Consider the following 16,676-nt stretch of genomic DNA (forward strand, 5'->3'; position numbering starts at 1 on the left):
GCGAGAGCCGCCGCATCACCTCGGATGCGGCGGCTCCCCGAACAGCTCCACGGCCCCTCTGACGCCCGTCAGAGCACCGGTCAGGGCACTGACCGAGCCGATCGAACTCGCGACGAGCAGCAGCGAACGACGCAGCCTGCGGGCCTCGGGCGCGCCCGTCGCGGCCATGGCGGCAAGGGCCGCTAACTCGTCCTCCGCTATCGCCCGGTCCGGGAACTCGCCCGGGTACGCGGCCAGTTCACGGCGCAGCCGGGACACGGCCGCCCGCAGTTCCGTCACCCGCGGATCCTCGAAGTTTCCCCTCACGACTCTCTGCCCAATGCTCCGCAACACAGCTCTCCCCCTCGCACGTCGTTGTGCGCCTGTTCGCGCGCGGGCCCGGGCGGACCCGCCGCGGCGGCCGGACACCGAAGGGGCGCGGGCGGATGAGGCCACACCGCGACACGGGCGTCACTTTCGGCCACGCCCCCGGCCGGAACAGGGTGCCCAGAACCCATGCGGTAAGCAAGAGTCATGACCGAATCACTGTCACCTTCCGTCCCCACCGCCCCCGTCGAGGTCGTCGGCCTGCTGTTGGCCGCGGGCGGCGGCCGGCGGCTCGGCGGGTGTCCGAAGGCCCTTCTGGAGCATCGCGGCGAGCTGTTCGTGGAGCGTGCGGCGCGGGCGCTGCGGGACGGCGGCTGCACCCGCGTGCACGTGGTGCTCGGCGCCACCGCCGATGTCGTACGGGAGCGGGCGGAGCTGCCCGGGTGCGTCCTGGTGGACAACCCGGACTGGCGCGAGGGCATGGGGTCCTCGCTGCGGGCGGGCCTCGCCTCGCTGCGCGCGGGCGACGCGGGGCCGGGGCCGGGGGCGGCGCTGGTGTGCCTGGTGGACCAGCCGGGCATCGGCGCGGCGGCGGTGGCACGGGTGCGGGCGGCGTACCGCTCTCCGGCGACGCTCGCGGCGGCGACGTACGCGGGCGAGCGCGGCCATCCCGTGCTGTTCGGCGCGGACCACTGGGACGGCATCGCGGCGAGCGCGACCGGCGACCGGGGCGCCCGTGCCTACCTGAAGGAGCACGCCGGGGCCGTCACGGCCGTCGAGTGCGGGGACGTGGCCGAGCCGTCCGACATCGACACGTTCTCCGACTTGGAGAGGCTCGAGTGAGCTGGTCCACTTGGAGTGACAGGCATGGCACTCAGCGCCACGTTCTGTCGACGAGAAGAATCTCGACATCAACAATCCATTGAACTTCCACCATAAGGAAACTAGTATCCACTGCTCAGAAGCGCCCGACCCGGTGGACGGCGCCCGCAGCCGTATCTCGGCACCGCGGCACTGAGTGCCGTGGCGACTGGCCCGGCGGCCGCGGGACACCGCACCGCCCGTGAAGCAAGCTCGCTGAAGGAAGTGACAGCTCATGTCCGCACCAGCGCCGTCCCCGCTGGCCATCGTCGACGCCGAGCCCCTGCCCCGGCAGGAAGAGGTCCTCACCCCCGCGGCCCTCGCCTTCGTGGCCGAGCTGCACCGCAGGTTCACGCCCCGGCGTGACGAGCTCCTCGCCCGCCGTGCGGAGCGCCGCGCCGAGATCGCCCGCACCTCGACCCTGGACTTCCTCCCGGAGACCGCCGCGATCCGCGCGGACGACTCCTGGAAGGTGGCCCCGGCCCCGGCCGCCCTGAACGACCGCCGGGTGGAGATCACCGGCCCCACCGACCGCAAGATGACCATCAACGCGCTCAACTCCGGCGCGAAGGTCTGGCTCGCCGACTTCGAGGACGCCTCCGCTCCCACCTGGGAGAACGTGATCCTCGGCCAGCTGAACATGAGCGACGCCTATGAGCGACGCATCGACTTCACGGACGAGCGCACCGGCAAGTCGTACGCCCTGAAGGACGCGGGCGAACTCGCCACCGTCGTGATGCGCCCGCGCGGCTGGCACCTGAACGAGCGGCACCTCACGGACGGGGACGGCCGCGCGGTCCCGGGCGCCCTCGTCGACTTCGGCCTGTACTTCTTCCACAACGCCCAGCGCCTCATCGACCTCGGCAAGGGCCCGTACTTCTACCTCCCGAAGACGGAGTCGCACCTGGAGGCCCGCCTCTGGAACGAGATCTTCGTCTTCGCGCAGGACTACGTCGGCGTGCCCCAGGGCACCGTCCGCGCCACCGTCCTCATCGAGACGATCACGGCCGCGTACGAGATGGAGGAGATCCTCTACGAACTGCGCGACCACGCCTCCGGGCTGAACGCCGGGCGCTGGGACTACCTCTTCTCCATCGTCAAGAACTTCCGTGACGGCGGCCAGAAGTTCGTCCTGCCGGACCGCAACCTGGTCACGATGACGGCCCCGTTCATGCGCGCCTACACCGAACTCCTCGTCCGCACCTGCCACAAGCGCGGCGCGCACGCCATCGGCGGCATGGCGGCCTTCATCCCGTCCCGCAAGGACGCCGAGGTCAACAAGGTCGCCTTCGAGAAGGTCCGCGCCGACAAGGACCGCGAGGCGGGCGACGGCTTCGACGGCTCCTGGGTCGCCCACCCCGACCTGGTCCCGATCGCCCTGGAGTCCTTCGACAAGGTCCTCGGCGAGAAGCCGAACCAGAAGGACCGGCTCCGCGAGGACGTCTCCGTGGCCCCCGGCGATCTGATCGCCATCGACTCCCTCGACGCCAAGCCCACCTACGACGGCCTGGTCAACGCCGTCCAGGTCGGCATCCGCTACATCGAGGCCTGGCTGCGCGGACTCGGCGCCGTCGCCATCTTCAACCTCATGGAGGACGCGGCCACCGCCGAGATCTCCCGCTCCCAGATCTGGCAGTGGATCAACGCGGGTGTGGTCTTCGCGGACGGTACGCCCGCGACGGCCGACCTGGCCCGTGAGGTCGCGGCCGCCGAACTGGCCGCGATCCGCGCCGAGATCGGCGAGGAGGCCTTCGCGGCCGGCAAGTGGCAGCAGGCCCACGACCTGCTGCTCCAGGTCTCCCTGGACGCCGACTACGCGGACTTCCTGACGCTGCCCGCGTACGAGCAGCTCGGCTGAGCCCACGCCCCCAGCCCCGTAGGGCACATGACGGCCGCCCCCGGTTCCTCTCGGTGCCGGGGGCGGCCGTCCGCGCACCCGCTGTCCCGTCGACGGGCAGATCTTCGCCTCCGCCCGCTCCCGTGGCATAACATCCCCGCCCAGCACGGCAGTTGACGGGATGTTCGACACGGGTGCGACGGAGGACGGGCATGAACCTGCGCAGACGACTGACGGCCGCGGCGATATCGGCGGTGGCGGTGGCGACGGTGGCCGCCACCACCGCCACCGCCGCGCCCCGCCAGGACCGGCACCCCCGGCAGGAACAGGGCTCGGGCCACGAGGCGACCCGCGAGGCCATGGAGGCGGTCGTCGCGGGCGGAGCTCCCGGCGTGACCGCGCGGGTCACGGACGCGGACGGCGTCTGGAAGGCCGCGGCGGGCCTCGGCGACATCAGGCGCGGGACCCCGCGCGGCGAGCGGGACCACTACCGCGTCGGCAGCATCACCAAGACCTTCGTGGCCACCGTCGTGCTCCAGTTGGAGGCCGAGGGCAAGCTGGACCTGGACGACACCGTGGGCTCCTGGCTGCCGGGCGTGGTCGAGGGCAACGGCCACGACGGCGACCGCGTCACCGTCCGCCAGCTCCTCAACCACTCCAGCGGGATCTACGACGTCAACGCGGACCCGGAGTACGCGCGCAAGGTCTTCTCCACGGACTTCCTCAAGCACCGCTACGACACCTGGACCCCGGCGCGGATGATCGCCATGGCGATGCGCCACGAACCGCACAACCAGCCCGGCGAGGGCGTGCTCTACTCCAAGACCAACTTCCTGCTCGCGGGCCTCGTCATCGAGAAGGCCACGGGCCGGTCGTACGGCGACGAGATCCGCCGCCGCATCATCGACCCCCTGCGCCTGCGCGGCACCCGCGTCCCCGGCACGTCCCCGACCCTCCCCCGCCCCAGCGGCCGCGCCTACGACCTGCTCTCCAGCCCGCCCGGCGGCACCCTCCACGACACGACGGAGCTGAACCCGTCCTACGCCGGAGCGGCGGGCGAGATGATCTCCAACGGCGCGGACCTGAACCGCTTCTACGCCGCGCTCCTGACCGGCAAGCTCCTCCCGAAGCGCCAGCTGGACGCGATGAAGACCACCATCCCGGTGCACCCAGACGTCCCCCAGATCCGCTTCGGCCTCGGCCTCGGCTCCTACCGGCTCTCCTGCGGCATCACCGTCTGGGGCCACACCGGCAGCGCGCTCGGCTCGTCGTCGGTCGCGGTCACGACGGCGGACGGCCGCCACACGCTGGCCGCGAACGCGAACGGGGACCGGTACACGTCGACCATGGGGCTGATGGACGCGGAGTACTGCGGAACCTGACCTCCCGTGAGCGGCCGGGTCCCCCGGCGGCTAGCGCTCCGAGTGCCCGAGGCTCCGCCCCGGCGCCACCACGTCACGCACCAGGCGCTTCACGGCGGTCGGCTCGGGGAAGCCCTGTTCGCGGCGGTCCCAGACCGTCGCGCCGTCGACGCGTACGACGAAGACGCCGCCCGTTCCCGGCTTCAGCGCCAGCTCGGTCAGTTCGGCCTCGAAGGTGGTGAGGAGTTCCTGCGCGAGCCAGGCCGCGCGGGGCAGCCAGCGGCACTGGGTGCAGTACTCGATCTCGACCCGGTGGGGCTCTACGTGGTCGCTCATGGGTACCTCTTCGCGGGGCGCGGGTCGGGTTTGCCGTGCAGGTTCGGGACCCGCTTCAGCCAGGCCGGGCGGGACGCCTCGGTGGCGCGGGCGCGCCGTTCGTCCTCGGCGGCGAGTGCGGCGCGGGAGGGGAAGTCGGTGGGGAGCCAGACGGCGGAGGCGCGGGCGCGGGCGGTGAGGTAGGTGACGTACGCGTCCCGCAGGGCGTCGGTCGTGGCGAAGCCGGGCTCGTCGGCGAGCCACGCGTCCGGGACCTCGGCCACGATGTCGCGGAGGAGTTCCTCGGTGACGCGGGGGGCGAGCTCCGCGTCGGCGGCCGCGGTGTCCGGGCCGTAGCGGCCGAGCGCGTGCTGCCGGAAGTCGTAGGCCTTCTCGGCGGTGGCGAGGACGGTGGCCGCGTCCCAGCGGTGGTGGAAGACGAGGGCCGCGCCGTGGTCGATGAGCCACAGGTGCGGCTCACGGGCGGCGAAGGTCGGCCAGACCATGAGGTTCGAGCTGTGCACCGTGCGGTCGACGTTCGCGGTGAGGGCGTCGAGCCACACGACCCTGCCCGCCTCCAGCGGGTCGACGTCGAGGTCGGTGTCGGGGGTGAAGTCGCGGGCTCCCGGCAGGTAGTCCATGCCCAGGTTCAGGCCCGCGCTGGCGCGCAGCAGGTCCTGCACCTCCTGGTGCGGTTCGTGCGCGGCGACGGCCGGGTCGAAGTGGGCGAGGACGAGATCGGGCACGCGCAGGCCGAGGCGGCGTCCCAGCTCGCCGACGATGACCTCGGCGACCAGCGCCTTGCGGCCCTGCGCGGAGCCGGTGAACTTCAGGACGTAGGTCCCGAGGTCGTCGGCCTCGACGATCCCGGGCACGGAGCCACCGGCCCGCAGGGGTTCCAGATACCGGACAGCCGTCACTTCTCGCAGCACACCAGCCACCCTAACCGGCGGCCGCAAGCCATTTTTGGAGCGGGCGGTCCTTGATCCATAAGATCCTCCGATGATCACTGGAAAGCGGTTCGCGGCGGGCTTCTGTGCCCTGTTCGCGGCCCTGAGCATGGGGCTCTCGCCCACGTCCGCGTTCGCGGACGACGAACCGGACCGCGCCGACGGCCCCGTCCCCAAGGTCGAGCTGCTGCTCGACGCGAGCGGGTCGATGCGGGCCCGCGACATCGACGGCAAGAGCCGCATGGCCGCGGCGAAGCAGGCGTTCAACGAGGTGCTCGACGCCACCCCCGAGGACGTCGAGCTCGGCATCCGCACCCTCGGCGCCAACTACCGCGGCGACGACCGCAAGACGGGCTGCAAGGACACCGAGCAGCTCTACCCGGTGGGCCCGCTGGACCGCAGGGACGCCAAGACGGCGGTCGCCACGCTCGCGCCCACCGGCTGGACCCCGATCGGCCCGGCCCTCCTGAAGGCCGCCGACGACCTGAAGGGCGGCGAGGGTTCGCGCCGCATCGTCCTCATCAGCGACGGCGAGGACACCTGTCAGCCCCTGGACCCGTGCGAGGTGGCGCGGGACATCGCCGCCAAGGGCATCCACCTCACCATCGACACGCTCGGCCTGGTCCCGAACACCAAGATGCGCGCGCAGCTGAGCTGCATCGCCGAGGCCACCGGCGGTACCTACACCTCCATCCGGCACACCGACGAACTCACCGACCGCGTCGGCCAGTTGGTGGACCGCGCGGCCGACCCCGTGGTCACGCCCGTGGGGGTCGAGGGCGCCGACCGGTGCTCTGCTGCGCCGCGGCTCAAGCCGGGTGTGTACACCGACCGCGCGCGCTTCGGCGAGCACCGCTGGTACCGCGTGGACGTCGAGCCGGGGCAGGAGCTGCGCGCCTCGGTGAGCGTGGCGGCCGACCGGGCCGTGACCAACGACTACGGCGTGCTGATGCGGGCCGTCACCAAGCACGGCCGCGAGATCGTGCGCGGTTCCGAGGCGGGCGACGGACGCACGGACGCGATCTCGACGGGCCTGCGCTACCCGAAGCCGGACCAGGACTCCGACGACTCCGACGAGGCCGGGACCGAGGCGGTCTGCCTCCAGGTGTCCCACTCCTACGCGCCCGCGTCCGGCGACGCGGCCGCCGCCAAGGGCAAGCCGGGTCTGCCCGTGGAACTGGCCGTCGACATCGTGGACGCCCCGGACGACGCCTCCGACGTGGCGGCGTTCGGTCTGGGCCGCGGCTGGTGGCTGCTGGGCGCGCTGGTGCTGACCGGCTTCGTCGGCGGATTGCTGTGGGGCTGGGTGGCGCGGTGGCGCGTCGCCGTCTGGAGGACGAGCTGATGCGTACGACACGTCTGTTGAAGACCCGCCTGATGGCGGCCGCGGGCCTCGCGGGCCTGGCCGCGCTCCTCAGCGCCGCCCCGGCGCTCGCCGCCTCCGGCGACGACGACAAGGGCAAGGCCGACGCGGGCACGTCCTTCCGCACCGCGACAGAGATCGAGCAGGGCCACCGCGCCACGGCGAGCGCGTCCACCGGCGACTACCTGTACTGGTCCTTCCCGACCGACGCGGGCCAGCGCCCCACCGTCAAGGCGACGGTGAAGCTCCCCGACGCGGCGCGCAAGGCCGACGCCCGGTGGCGCGTCGACGTGTACGACGGCCTGAGGCGCCGTCAGTCCTGCATGTACGGCATGCAGTCGAGGCCCGCGGACGCGGCGACGGTCGACCTGGCCTGCGTCCTGCGCCCGGTCCGCGCCTGGTCGGACCCCTGGTCCAACGACCCGCTCCCGGGCACGTACTACATCCGCCTGACGGCCACCGGCCTCAAGACGGCCGACCTGGGCGCCCCCGTCACCGCCGAGGTCGAGGTGACGTCGAAGGACATCGGCGGCTCGGCGGCGGTCGACGGCTCCCTGGCGAAGCCCCTGGTACCCGGCGCCTCGGTGGACACCGACGACACCGACGGCTCCCACACCCGGGCGGCCCTGTCGACGGCGGAACCGGAGGACGGCTGGGCGTCGGGCTGGTGGACGGACCGCTGGGTCTGGACGGGCGCGGGCGGAGTGCTCGCGGCGCTGGCGGGAATCGGCGGCTACGCGTTGACGCGCGGCACCGGAAGGGCTCCGTCGGGCGCCTGACGACGCGGTGAGGGCCCGTCCCACTCACACGGGCCCTCACCCGCACCCCGACCTCACCCCTCCCGCAACACCTCCGCCAACACCCCTCCCCCCTCCACCACCACATCCCCACCCCGCACCGCGTCCCCCCACGCCAACTCGCCCCGCGCAAGGGCGACACACACATCCGCCCCCAGCACGACCCGCGCGTCAGCCTCGCCCTCCCCACCCCCGTCGGCGTACACGGCCCGCCCCTCGGCCACGTCCCCGAGCCACAGCAGGAACTCCCCCTCCTCAAGCCGGACTTGAACGACCCCGTGCCCACCGAGCGCCTCCAACCGCCCCCGCAGCGGCAAGGCGAACCAGTGCGCACGCACCGCGTCGGTGGGGGCGCGCTCACCGAGGTCGAAGGCCCCCCACTCCCCGAGCGCCGCAAGGACGGGCAGCAACGCCCGCCCGCGCGGGGTGAGTTCGTAGACGTACGCGGAAACGGGCGCGGCCATCCGCCGCCGCGAGGCGATCCCGCCCTGCTCCATGTCCTTGAGCCGCGAGGCGAGCACATCCGTGCTGACGCCGGGCAGATCGGCGTGCAGGTCGGTGTACCGCCGGGGCCCGGCGAGCAGTTCGCGGACGATCAGCAGGGTCCAGCGGTCCCCGACGGCGTCGAGGGCGCGGGCGGCGGCGCAGTACTGGTCGTAGCTTCGGCGTGGTCGAGGTGGCATGCGTCGCAGTCTAGACAAGTTGTTGGACTTTCCAAGCGGCAGCTTGGTAAAACCAAGTAACGCACGCCACGGGAGGCACAGCACATGGAGTTCCGGCAGTCGAGCAAGCTCAGCGAGGTCTGTTACGAGATCCGGGGCCCGGTCATCGAGCACGCGAACGCCCTGGAGGAGGCGGGCCACAGCGTCCTGCGCCTCAACACCGGCAACCCCGCGCTCTTCGGCTTCGAGGCGCCCGAGGAGATCGTCCAGGACATGATCCGGATGCTGCCGGGCGCGCACGGCTACACGGACTCGCGGGGCGTCCTCTCCGCCCGGCGCGCGGTGGTGCAGCGCTACGAGGCGCTCGGCCTCGACGACATCGACGTGGACGACGTCTTCCTCGGTAACGGCGTGTCCGAGCTGGTGACGATGGCCGTACAGGCACTCCTGGAGGACGGCGACGAAGTCCTCGTTCCCGCACCGGACTTCCCGCTGTGGACGGCCGTGACGACCCTCTCCGGGGGCAAGGCCGTGCACTACCTGTGCGACGAGCAGGCCGACTGGTACCCGGACCTCGACGACCTGGCGTCGAAGATCACCGACCGCACCAAGGCCCTGGTGATCATCAACCCGAACAACCCGACGGGCGCGGTCTATCCGCGCGAGATCCTCGACGGCATGCTCGACCTGGCCCGCCGCCATGGCCTGATGGTCTTCGCCGACGAGATCTACGACCGGATCCTGTACGACGACGCGGTGCACCACAGCGTCGCCTCGCTGGCCCCGGACCTGGTGGTCCTGACCTTCTGCGGCCTCTCCAAGACGTACCGGGTCGCGGGCTTCCGCTCCGGCTGGCTGGTCGTGACGGGACCGAAGCAACACGCGCGGAACTACCTGGAGGGCCTGACGATGCTGGCCTCCATGCGGCTGTGCCCCAACGCCCCCGCGCAGTACGCGATCCAGGCCGCGCTCGGCGGCCGCCAGTCCATCCACGAACTGACGGCGCCCGGCGGCAGGCTGTACGAACAGCGCGACCGGGCCTGGCAGAAGCTGAACGAGATCCCGGGCGTCTCCTGCGTGAAGCCGCGCGGCGCGCTGTACGCCTTCGCGCGCCTGGACCCGAAGGTGCACGCGATCCACGACGACGAGAAGTTCGTCCTGGACCTGCTGCTCCAGGAGAAGATCCAGGTGGTCCAGGGCACCGGCTTCAACTGGCCGCGCCCCGACCACTTCCGCATCCTCACCCTCCCGTACGCTGACGATCTGGACGCGGCGATCAGCCGCATCGGCCGCTTCCTGAGCGGCTATCGCCAGTAGCCGAAGGCCCGCGGCCACGAGCCGCGCGTCCACAAGCCCCCAGGAGGAGCGTGCCGGTGACGTCCTGCGCCAGCTGCCAGACCCCGTCCCTCGTCCAGTTCGCCTCGCCGGACCTGGTCGCCAAGATCGTTTACGAGGGTCACGACGCCACGGACGACCCGGCCTGGCGGACGTCGGGGGCCGCCACCCTGGAGGACTACGGACGCTGGTGCAAGCACCTGTGCGGGATCACGTGCCTGCGGATGGCACTCGGCCCGGACGCGCCGTCGCTGTTCGAGCTGCGTGACGGCGCGCTGAAGTACGGCGGGTACACGGAGGACGCCGACGGCACGATCCGGGGTCTGATCTACGCGCCGTTCGCCGAGTACGTGCGCGACGTGCACGGCATGGACGCGACCGTGCACCGCCACCTCTCGCTCGACGAGATCCCCGCGCTCCTGGACGCGGGGCGCACGGTGATGGTGTCCGCGCACTTCGAGATCCGGCGCCCGGAGCGGCCCGCGCCGGGCAGGGGCGGGCATCTGGTCCTGATCACGGGGCGCACGGCGGACGGCGCACTGCACTTCCACAACCCCTCGGGCATCGACGCGCGCACCCGCACGGCCGAGCTGCCCGTGTCCCAATTCGAGCCCTTCTTCGCAGGCCGGGGCGTATCGCTCGGCCCGCGCGCGGACGCGCTGACCACGCACTGACAGGCGCTCATGACAGAACGTCATCAGCCCTGCCAGGATGGCGCGATGATGCATTCAGGCAGGGTCGCCGTCGTCGGCGGCAGCGTCGCGGGCTGTGCCATGGCGCTGGCGGCGCACCGTGGCGGGGCGGACGAGATCACGGTGTACGAGCGGGCGGGCGGCCGCCTGGCGGAGCGGGGCGTGGGCCTCGCCGTGCACAACTCCCGGTACGCGGAGCTGGAGTCGGCCGGGTACATGGACGCCGACATGCCGTGGGTGCAGCTGGTCAGACGCCGCTGGTACGTGCGGGACGAGCGGGCGTCGGGCCCGCTCGGGCATCCGATCGGCACGATGCCCTTCCCCTTCCGCACCTACAACTGGGGCCCGCTGTGGGGCGAGTTGCGGCGCCGGGTGCCGGAGTCCGTGGAGTTCCGCACCGCCACGTCGGTGGAGGCCGTGCGCACCGGCGCGGTCGGCGCGGAGGTGGACACCGCCGAGGGCACCGAGCGGTTCGACGTCGTGGTCGGCGCGGACGGCTACCGCTCCGTGGTGCGCGCCGCCGCCCACCCGGGCCTGCGCGCCGAGTACGCGGGATATCTGGCCTGGCGCGGCGCCTACCCCGCCGACCGCCTCGCCGATCCGCACCTGTGGGACGAGGAGGACTGCGTGTACGCGGTCTTCGACGGCGGACACGTGATCATCTACCGGATCCCGGACGGCGTCGGCGGCCACCGCGTCAACTGGGTCCTGTACACCGCGCCGCCCCCGGGCCTGGACGCCGACCTCGGCTTCACCAGCCCCACGAGCCTGCCGCCCGGCGGCCTCACCGACGCCCTCGGCGCCCATCTCGCGCACGTCGCCGACGCCCTCCTGCCGCCGTACTGGGGCGCCGTGGTCCGCGCGACCCGGCCCGAGGAGCTGTTCCTCCAGCCCATGTACGACTTCACGGCGCCCCGCTACGCCCTGGACCGGGTGCTCCTCGCGGGCGACGCGGCCACGGTCGCGCGGCCGCACACCGGCGCGGGCGCGGTGAAGGCGCTGCAGGACGCCACGGTCCTGGAGTCGGCCATCGCCACGGCGACGACCTGGCCGGAGGCCCTGGAGTCCTACGACACCGACCGCACCGTGGCGGGCCGCACGATGGTCGACCTGGGGCGGCGGCTCGGCCGGGCCCTGGTGGAGCGGACCCCTCGGTGGCGCGACCTGGACCAGGCGGGCCTGGAGTCGTGGTGGAAGCAGGCGGACGGGACGGGGGCGTTCGGGGGGCGCGAGCTGCGGCCCCGGTGAGGGCGGGCGGGCCGGAGCACCGAGGGCCCGTCGGCGCTGCTCCGCTGCTCCGGCCCTGCCCCCGCCCCTGTCACCCGGGACTACGGTCGCCGGGAACTACGCGCCGTTCCTGAAGTGCAGGATGCCCCAGGTGATGTGCCCGTCGCGGCCCGCGGCGACCCAGCGGGCGAGGCCGATCTTCATCTGCGTGAGGTAGTCGTGGCTGACCTGGCCGGCCAGTCCTTCCGCCTCCTGGCGCTCGGTCTCCTCGAGCACGCGCGCGTAGTGCGTGATCAGTTGCTCGCGGTGCTCCTCGAACCCGCCCGTCGGGGCGACGAACCCGAGCCGGGCGAGCTCGCGCTTGTAGAAGCCGGGCGAGCCCATGTCGTCGAGGTGGATGCGGTCGAGGATCGGCTGCAGGACACCCGGTGGGCAGTTGTCGACGGCCATCGGGTCGGTGAAGATCAGCCGGCCGCCGGGCCTGAGCACCCGGGAGATCTCCTCCAGGACCCGGACGCGGTTGCCGCTGTGCAGGAAGGCGTCCTGCGACCAGACCACGTCGACCTGGTCGTCCGGGTAGGGGATGTCCTCGAAGGACCCGTCGACGACCTCGATGAGGCCGGAGAGACCGCGGGCGTGGTTGAGCTCCTTGTGGCGCTGGTTCTCCACCTCGCTGAGGTTGAGGGCGAGCACGCGGCAGCCGTACGTCGACGCCAGGTACCGCGCGGAGCCGCCGTAGCCGGAGCCCAGGTCGAGGACCACGGACTCCTCGGTGAGGCCGAGCTTGTCGGCCATCCGCTCGACGGTGCGGCGGCTGGCGTCGGCGATGGGCTCGCCGGAGTGGTCGTACAGGCCGATGTGGATGTCCTCGCCGCCCCAGACCCGGGCGTAGAAGGTGTCCGCGTCGGTGGAGTTGTAGTAGCTGCGGGCGACGCCGACGGCCCCGCTGTACCGCTCGTCCTGCTCGTCGTCCGCGCGGTACTCCTTCTCCGCGACGTGCACGAAGAAGTCGGGCTGCTCGCCCCGGTAGGTGTGCTGGAAGTCCCCGTACGTCTCGATGTTCTGGAACCCCACCTCCGACATGAGCCGCCGGGTGTAGTCCTTGCGCAGCGGGAACATGTTGAGGTGGTAGACGGAGTCGTCCGGGAAGCTGTACCGCATCCGCACGAGGCCCTCGTCGACGTACTCGGGCTCCACGGACACGTCTTCGCCGCAGTAGTAGTACGTGTGCTTGCTGGTGTAGCCGTCGTCGAGGATCGCGTCGTAGTTGCGCTGGTCCAGGACGAGGATCCCGTCGTGCTTGAGCATCGCGTAGAACTCGGCGAGCGCCCTGCGGCGGTCGCGCTCCGAGAACAGGTGGGTGAAGGAGTTGCCGAGGCACACGATGGCGTCGTACGCCCCGTGCACGTCGCGGTTGAGCCAGCGCCAGTCCGCCTGGACGACCCGCATCACGTGGCCGTCCTTCATCCCGTTGGAGAAGGCCGCCGACAGCATCTCCGCGCTGCCGTCCGCGCTGACCGTCTCGAACCCGGCGGCCAGCAGTTGCACGGAGTGGAAGCCCGTGCCGGTCGCGACGTCGAGGACGCTCTTCACGCCCCGTTTGCGCAGCAGGTCGATGAAGAAGTCTCCTTCGCTCTGCGACCTCCTCTCCCAATCGATGAGCGAGTCCCATTTCTCCACGAAGCTGGGTATGTACTCCTCGGTGTAGTGGCCGGTTTCTCGTACTTCGACGGGGTTTTCGCCGAACTTCTGAGCCGGATGCACGATGAACACCCTTCGACTTCAATGGGGGATGGCCTGGGCACATCGCTATCCCAAGGCGGGTACCCCCATGCGTCCGCGCTTCGTATACATACGCTGGGCTGACGATCCGCCGACCAGAACAGGACCCGCAACGCCATGGGTGATCTTCTCCTCGTACGTCACGGCGAGACCGAATGGTCCCTGTCGGGGCAGCACACCAGCTGGTCGGAGATCCCCCTCACCGAGAACGGACGCGCCCAGGCGCGGTCCGTGGCGCCGCTCCTCGGCAAGTACCGCGTCGACGCGGCCTTCACGAGCCCGCGCGTGCGCGCGCGTGAGACGGCCGAGCTGGCGGGCTTCGCCCACGCGCGCATGGATCCCGATCTCTCCGAGTGGGACTACGGCGCGTACGAAGGCGTCACCACCGTCGAGATCCACCGCACCCGCCCCGACTGGTTCCTCTTCACCGACGGCGTCGCCCCCGGGCCCGCCGAGCACCCCGGCGAGACCCCCGCCCAAGTCGGTGAGCGGGCCGACCGGATGCTCGCCAAGGTCGACGCCGCGCTCGCCAACACCGAGGGCAGCGTCGTCCTCTTCGCCCACGGCCACTTCCTCCGCGTCCTCACCGCCCGCCGCCTCGGCTTCCCCCCTGCGGCGGGCGCCCACTTCCAGCTCGCCACCGGCACCGTGAGCCGCCTCAGCTACGAACACGGGCGCCCGGTGCTTGCCACGTGGAACGTGCGGCCGTGAGGGCTGGGGCCCTGCCGGGGGCTCCCCAACCCCGCCCCTCCCCGAACCCGGGGGCTGCGCCCCCGGACCCCCGCTATCGGCGCTCCGCGCCTCGTCCTCAAACGCCGGACGGGCTAGAAAATGTGCGGCTAAGTCTTAGCCCCTCCGGCGATTGAGGAGCGGGGTCTGGGGCGGAGCCCCAGTTTCGGGAAGGGGCGGGGTTGGGGAGAGCCCCGCAGGGCCGATGTCAGTGGCACGAGGCAGTATCGGGAGCATGGCCAAGCCGACCACAGCAGCCCAGCGCCGCGTCATCGCGGAGGCCGACCCGACCACGGGCCGCCTGACCGGCACGGAGGCCCAGCTGACGGCCCTCGTGCGGCTGCGCCTGGCCTTCCGCCACCCCCGCCCCCCGCATGCGTACTTCCTGACCCCTGCGGGCCACCGCGTCCGGGAGGAACCGGAGCGGGCGGTCCCGGAGACGGCCCCCGTGGAGCCGGTCCCCGGCGTGTTCGCCGCCCGCACGGGCACGGAGGACGCGGATCACGCGGTGGACGGCCCCGCGCGGCAGCGCGAGGTGCGGGGCGCGTGGCTCGGCCTCGTCGAGATGCGCCGCATGACCAACGCGGACGCGGACCGGGACCGCCCCTGCGCGTGGGAGCGCGCGCATCTGGTGCAGGCCGCGGCGATAGCGCTGGAGGCGGCGGGCCGCACCCCGGCGGGCCGGGGCCGTGAGGGCTATCGCGTGACGGCGACCCCGCAGCCGGAGGCGGTGGCGGTGCGCGAGCCGACGGCGGCGGGCGTCCGGGCGTGTGCGGAGGCCCTGGAGCGGGCGGGGTGGCAGGTGAGCGAGCACAGCGAGCGGGGAGCGGGAGCGGGGCGGTATGTCCTGGTGTCGCCCCGGAGGGGATGAGTTTCGGCGGTGGCCGGAATGCCGCAGGTCGAGAGGGTGTTGGTGTGGAACCTGATGACATCCGTTGAAGTTGAGAGGAAAGCCGTGTCGCAGCACTCGTCACCCGAGCCGTTCTCCGTGGGCGTCAGCGTCCGCGGGTACGAGACGGACTCCCAGGGTCACCTCAATCAGTCCGTGTACTTGCAGTACGCGGAGCACGCGCGCTGGTCGGCGCTGCGGGCGGCCGGCATCGAGCAGCGGGACCTCATCGGGAAGGGGGTTGGCCCGGTCGCCCTGGAGAACACGGTGCGCTATCGGAGCGAGCTGCGGGCGGGCGACGAGGTGCAGGTGACCTGCCAGTTCGTGTGGGGTGAGCGCAAGACGTTCCGGATCGAGCAGACCCTCGTGCGGGCGGACGGCCAGGTGGCCGCGACGGTCTCCGGTCTGGGCGGTCTGCTCGACCTGAAGGAGCGCAGGATGGTGGAGGACCCGAAGGAGTACTTCAGGGCGCTGGCGTCGGACCCGCGCGTGCTCGGCCTCTGACACGTACGGGGACGCCGGTCGCGTCAGTCGGCGGTCAGTTCCGCGAGGTCGGCCGCTTCGAGGCGCAGCCCGGCCGCGGCGGCGTTCTCCTCCAGGTGCGCGAGGGACGACGTCCCTGGGATGGCGAGCATCGCCGGGGAGACGGCCAGGGACCAGGCGAGGGTGACCTGCGCGGCCGTGGCGCCGTGCCGGTCGGCGACGGCGCGCAGGCCCGCGATGTGCGGGGCGCCCGCGCCGCCGAGGGGGAAGAACGGCACGTAGGCGATGCCCTGGTGGGCGCAGAGCGCGATCATCGCCCGCGCTTCGGCGTCGCGGTGTCCTGGGCTGAACCTGTTCTGGACGGCGGCGACGGGCGCGACGGCCTGCGCCTCGGCGAGTTGTGCGGGGGTGGCGTTGCTGACGCCGAGGTGCCGGATGAGGCCTTGTTCGCGGAGTTCGGCGAGGGCTCCGAAGCGGCCGTCGCCGGGGCCGTCCGTGCCGAGGAACCGCAGATAGACCAGGTCGAGGTGGTCGCGGCCGAGTTCGCGCAGGTTCCGGTGGACGTCGGCCTTGAGCTTCGCGGGGTCGGCGGCGTCGAGCCAGTTGTGGTCCCGGTCGCGGTCGGGCCCGACCTTGGTGGCGATGACCAGGTCGTCGGAGTAGGGGTGGAGGGCTTCGCGGATGAAGGTGTTGGCGGAGAGGTCCTTGTGGAAGTAGAAGGCAGCCGTGTCGATGTGGTCGACGCCGAGTTCGACGGCGCGGCGCAGCACGGCGCGGGCCGCGCGGGGGTCGCCCGCGGGTCCTTCCCAGGTGCGGCCCGGCAGCCGCATCGCGCCGAAGCCCATGCGGTGGACGGGCAGGTCGCCGCCGAGGAGCCAGGTTCCGGCGGCGGTGGCAGGACCGGGGGTGGAGGCGGGACCCGGGGCGGCTCCCGGTGCCGGGTCAGCTCCCGGTGCCGGGTCAGCTCCCGGTGCGGGGGCCGCTCCCGGTGCGTGGGCGGAGGTCACGGCGGGCTTGTCGTTCACGTTCGGCATGGCCCCATCGTGCGGGCGCCGGGGCCCGGGTGGGCGCGGGTGGCACGTTGTTG

The 16,676-nt window shown here is 72.2% G+C and carries 17 protein-coding genes; 11 read left to right on the forward strand and 6 right to left on the reverse strand.

All coding sequences use genetic code 11. The features are described from left to right. Window positions 1-15: 15 nt before the first annotated feature. Window positions 16-333 (reverse strand): DUF5955 family protein, encoded by a 318-nt coding sequence (locus ACFVHO_RS34070; protein WP_385723364.1) that lies wholly within the window; start codon window positions 331-333, stop codon window positions 16-18. 180 nt (window positions 334-513) lie between these two features. Between ACFVHO_RS34070 and ACFVHO_RS34075 the strand changes: the two genes are divergently transcribed. The 3 genes from ACFVHO_RS34075 (at window position 514) to ACFVHO_RS34085 (ending at window position 4,386) form a co-directional block, all read left to right on the forward strand. Next, entirely contained in the window at window positions 514-1,149 is a 636-nt protein-coding gene (locus ACFVHO_RS34075; protein WP_385723366.1) for an NTP transferase domain-containing protein, read from the forward strand. Window positions 1,150-1,402: 253 nt separating this feature from the next. Continuing rightward, window positions 1,403-3,025 carry a malate synthase A gene (gene aceB / locus ACFVHO_RS34080; RefSeq protein ID WP_385723369.1) on the forward strand — a complete coding sequence of 541 codons (1,623 nt, stop codon included), beginning with the start codon at window positions 1,403-1,405 and terminating at the stop codon, window positions 3,023-3,025. Between the two features lie 191 nt (window positions 3,026-3,216). Beyond that, window positions 3,217-4,386, forward strand: coding sequence for a serine hydrolase domain-containing protein (locus tag ACFVHO_RS34085; protein WP_385723372.1), 1,170 nt, complete (start codon window positions 3,217-3,219; stop codon window positions 4,384-4,386). 30 nt (window positions 4,387-4,416) lie between these two features. On the opposite strand, the gene ACFVHO_RS34090 is transcribed toward ACFVHO_RS34085, so the two are convergent. Both ACFVHO_RS34090 and ACFVHO_RS34095 read right to left on the reverse strand, forming a co-directional pair. Next, window positions 4,417-4,701, reverse strand: coding sequence for a SelT/SelW/SelH family protein (locus ACFVHO_RS34090; protein WP_385723375.1), 285 nt, complete (start codon window positions 4,699-4,701; stop codon window positions 4,417-4,419). Beyond that, entirely contained in the window at window positions 4,698-5,612 is a 915-nt protein-coding gene (locus ACFVHO_RS34095; protein ID WP_385723378.1) for a HipA family kinase, read from the reverse strand. The genes ACFVHO_RS34090 and ACFVHO_RS34095 overlap by 4 nt, the downstream gene beginning before the upstream one ends. Window positions 5,613-5,682: 70 nt before the next feature. Between ACFVHO_RS34095 and ACFVHO_RS34100 the strand changes: the two genes are divergently transcribed. After that, window positions 5,683-6,975 carry a VWA domain-containing protein gene (locus ACFVHO_RS34100; RefSeq protein ID WP_385723380.1) on the forward strand — a complete coding sequence of 431 codons (1,293 nt, stop codon included), beginning with the start codon at window positions 5,683-5,685 and terminating at the stop codon, window positions 6,973-6,975. Further along, window positions 6,975-7,772, forward strand: a complete 798-nt coding sequence (locus ACFVHO_RS34105; protein WP_385723382.1) for a hypothetical protein — start codon at window positions 6,975-6,977, stop codon at window positions 7,770-7,772. Before ACFVHO_RS34100 ends, ACFVHO_RS34105 begins: the two co-directional genes overlap by 1 nt. A 53-nt stretch (window positions 7,773-7,825) precedes the next feature. Here ACFVHO_RS34105 and ACFVHO_RS34110 read toward each other — a convergent pair whose 3' ends face one another. Continuing rightward, a complete protein-coding gene (locus tag ACFVHO_RS34110; RefSeq protein WP_385723385.1) occupies window positions 7,826-8,473 on the reverse strand; it encodes a winged helix-turn-helix transcriptional regulator in 648 nt (215 codons plus the stop codon). An 84-nt stretch (window positions 8,474-8,557) separates the two neighbouring features. Between ACFVHO_RS34110 and ACFVHO_RS34115 the strand changes: the two genes are divergently transcribed. From ACFVHO_RS34115 to ACFVHO_RS34125, 3 genes are read left to right on the forward strand one after another with little or no spacing between them, the layout of a single operon-like run. After that, window positions 8,558-9,769 (forward strand): pyridoxal phosphate-dependent aminotransferase, encoded by a 1,212-nt coding sequence (locus ACFVHO_RS34115; RefSeq protein ID WP_385723388.1) that lies wholly within the window; start codon window positions 8,558-8,560, stop codon window positions 9,767-9,769. 56 nt (window positions 9,770-9,825) lie between these two features. Then, window positions 9,826-10,461, forward strand: coding sequence for a peptidase (locus ACFVHO_RS34120; RefSeq protein WP_385723390.1), 636 nt, complete (start codon window positions 9,826-9,828; stop codon window positions 10,459-10,461). Window positions 10,462-10,509: 48 nt separating this feature from the next. Beyond that, complete coding sequence (locus tag ACFVHO_RS34125; RefSeq protein WP_385723476.1) at window positions 10,510-11,727, forward strand: FAD-dependent monooxygenase; 1,218 nt, start codon at window positions 10,510-10,512, stop codon at window positions 11,725-11,727. Between the two features lie 96 nt (window positions 11,728-11,823). Here the strand turns inward: ACFVHO_RS34125 and ACFVHO_RS34130 are convergent, their stop codons facing one another. Next, entirely contained in the window at window positions 11,824-13,470 is a 1,647-nt protein-coding gene (locus ACFVHO_RS34130; RefSeq protein WP_385723393.1) for a methyltransferase domain-containing protein, read from the reverse strand. Window positions 13,471-13,605: 135 nt separating this feature from the next. Here ACFVHO_RS34130 and ACFVHO_RS34135 point away from each other — a divergent pair, with 135 nt between their 5' ends. The 3 genes from ACFVHO_RS34135 (at window position 13,606) to ACFVHO_RS34145 (ending at window position 15,610) form a co-directional block, all read left to right on the forward strand. Next, window positions 13,606-14,199, forward strand: a complete 594-nt coding sequence (locus ACFVHO_RS34135; protein WP_385723396.1) for a histidine phosphatase family protein — start codon at window positions 13,606-13,608, stop codon at window positions 14,197-14,199. A 253-nt stretch (window positions 14,200-14,452) separates the two neighbouring features. Further along, window positions 14,453-15,088, forward strand: coding sequence for a hypothetical protein (locus tag ACFVHO_RS34140; protein WP_385723399.1), 636 nt, complete (start codon window positions 14,453-14,455; stop codon window positions 15,086-15,088). A 54-nt stretch (window positions 15,089-15,142) separates the two neighbouring features. Beyond that, window positions 15,143-15,610, forward strand: a complete 468-nt coding sequence (locus tag ACFVHO_RS34145) for an acyl-CoA thioesterase (protein WP_385723402.1) — start codon at window positions 15,143-15,145, stop codon at window positions 15,608-15,610. A 23-nt stretch (window positions 15,611-15,633) separates the two neighbouring features. Here the strand turns inward: ACFVHO_RS34145 and ACFVHO_RS34150 are convergent, their stop codons facing one another. After that, the gene (locus tag ACFVHO_RS34150; RefSeq protein WP_385723404.1) at window positions 15,634-16,623 is read right to left on the reverse strand and encodes an oxidoreductase; all 990 of its coding nucleotides are present in this window, start codon (window positions 16,621-16,623) and stop codon (window positions 15,634-15,636) included. Window positions 16,624-16,676: the final 53 nt, after the last annotated feature.

This window comes from Streptomyces sp. NPDC127108 (assembly GCF_042677545.1).
Classification (GTDB): domain Bacteria; phylum Actinomycetota; class Actinomycetes; order Streptomycetales; family Streptomycetaceae; genus Streptomyces.

What these genes read in the sequence shown, in the direction of transcription:
- ACFVHO_RS34075 (WP_385723366.1), top strand. Translation starts at nt 514, where the DNA reads ATGACCGAATCACTGTCACCTTCCGTCCCCACCGCCCCCGTCGAGGTC.
- aceB (WP_385723369.1), top strand. Translation starts at nt 1,403, where the DNA reads ATGTCCGCACCAGCGCCGTCCCCGCTGGCCATCGTCGACGCCGAGCCC.
- ACFVHO_RS34085 (WP_385723372.1), top strand. Translation starts at nt 3,217, where the DNA reads ATGAACCTGCGCAGACGACTGACGGCCGCGGCGATATCGGCGGTGGCG.
- ACFVHO_RS34090 (WP_385723375.1), bottom strand. Translation starts at nt 4,701, where the DNA reads ATGAGCGACCACGTAGAGCCCCACCGGGTCGAGATCGAGTACTGCACC.
- ACFVHO_RS34100 (WP_385723380.1), top strand. Translation starts at nt 5,683, where the DNA reads ATGATCACTGGAAAGCGGTTCGCGGCGGGCTTCTGTGCCCTGTTCGCG.
- ACFVHO_RS34105 (WP_385723382.1), top strand. Translation starts at nt 6,975, where the DNA reads ATGCGTACGACACGTCTGTTGAAGACCCGCCTGATGGCGGCCGCGGGC.
- ACFVHO_RS34110 (WP_385723385.1), bottom strand. Translation starts at nt 8,473, where the DNA reads ATGCCACCTCGACCACGCCGAAGCTACGACCAGTACTGCGCCGCCGCC.
- ACFVHO_RS34115 (WP_385723388.1), top strand. Translation starts at nt 8,558, where the DNA reads ATGGAGTTCCGGCAGTCGAGCAAGCTCAGCGAGGTCTGTTACGAGATC.
- ACFVHO_RS34125 (WP_385723476.1), top strand. Translation starts at nt 10,510, where the DNA reads ATGCATTCAGGCAGGGTCGCCGTCGTCGGCGGCAGCGTCGCGGGCTGT.
- ACFVHO_RS34135 (WP_385723396.1), top strand. Translation starts at nt 13,606, where the DNA reads ATGGGTGATCTTCTCCTCGTACGTCACGGCGAGACCGAATGGTCCCTG.
- ACFVHO_RS34140 (WP_385723399.1), top strand. Translation starts at nt 14,453, where the DNA reads ATGGCCAAGCCGACCACAGCAGCCCAGCGCCGCGTCATCGCGGAGGCC.
- ACFVHO_RS34145 (WP_385723402.1), top strand. Translation starts at nt 15,143, where the DNA reads ATGACATCCGTTGAAGTTGAGAGGAAAGCCGTGTCGCAGCACTCGTCA.
- ACFVHO_RS34150 (WP_385723404.1), bottom strand. Translation starts at nt 16,623, where the DNA reads ATGCCGAACGTGAACGACAAGCCCGCCGTGACCTCCGCCCACGCACCG.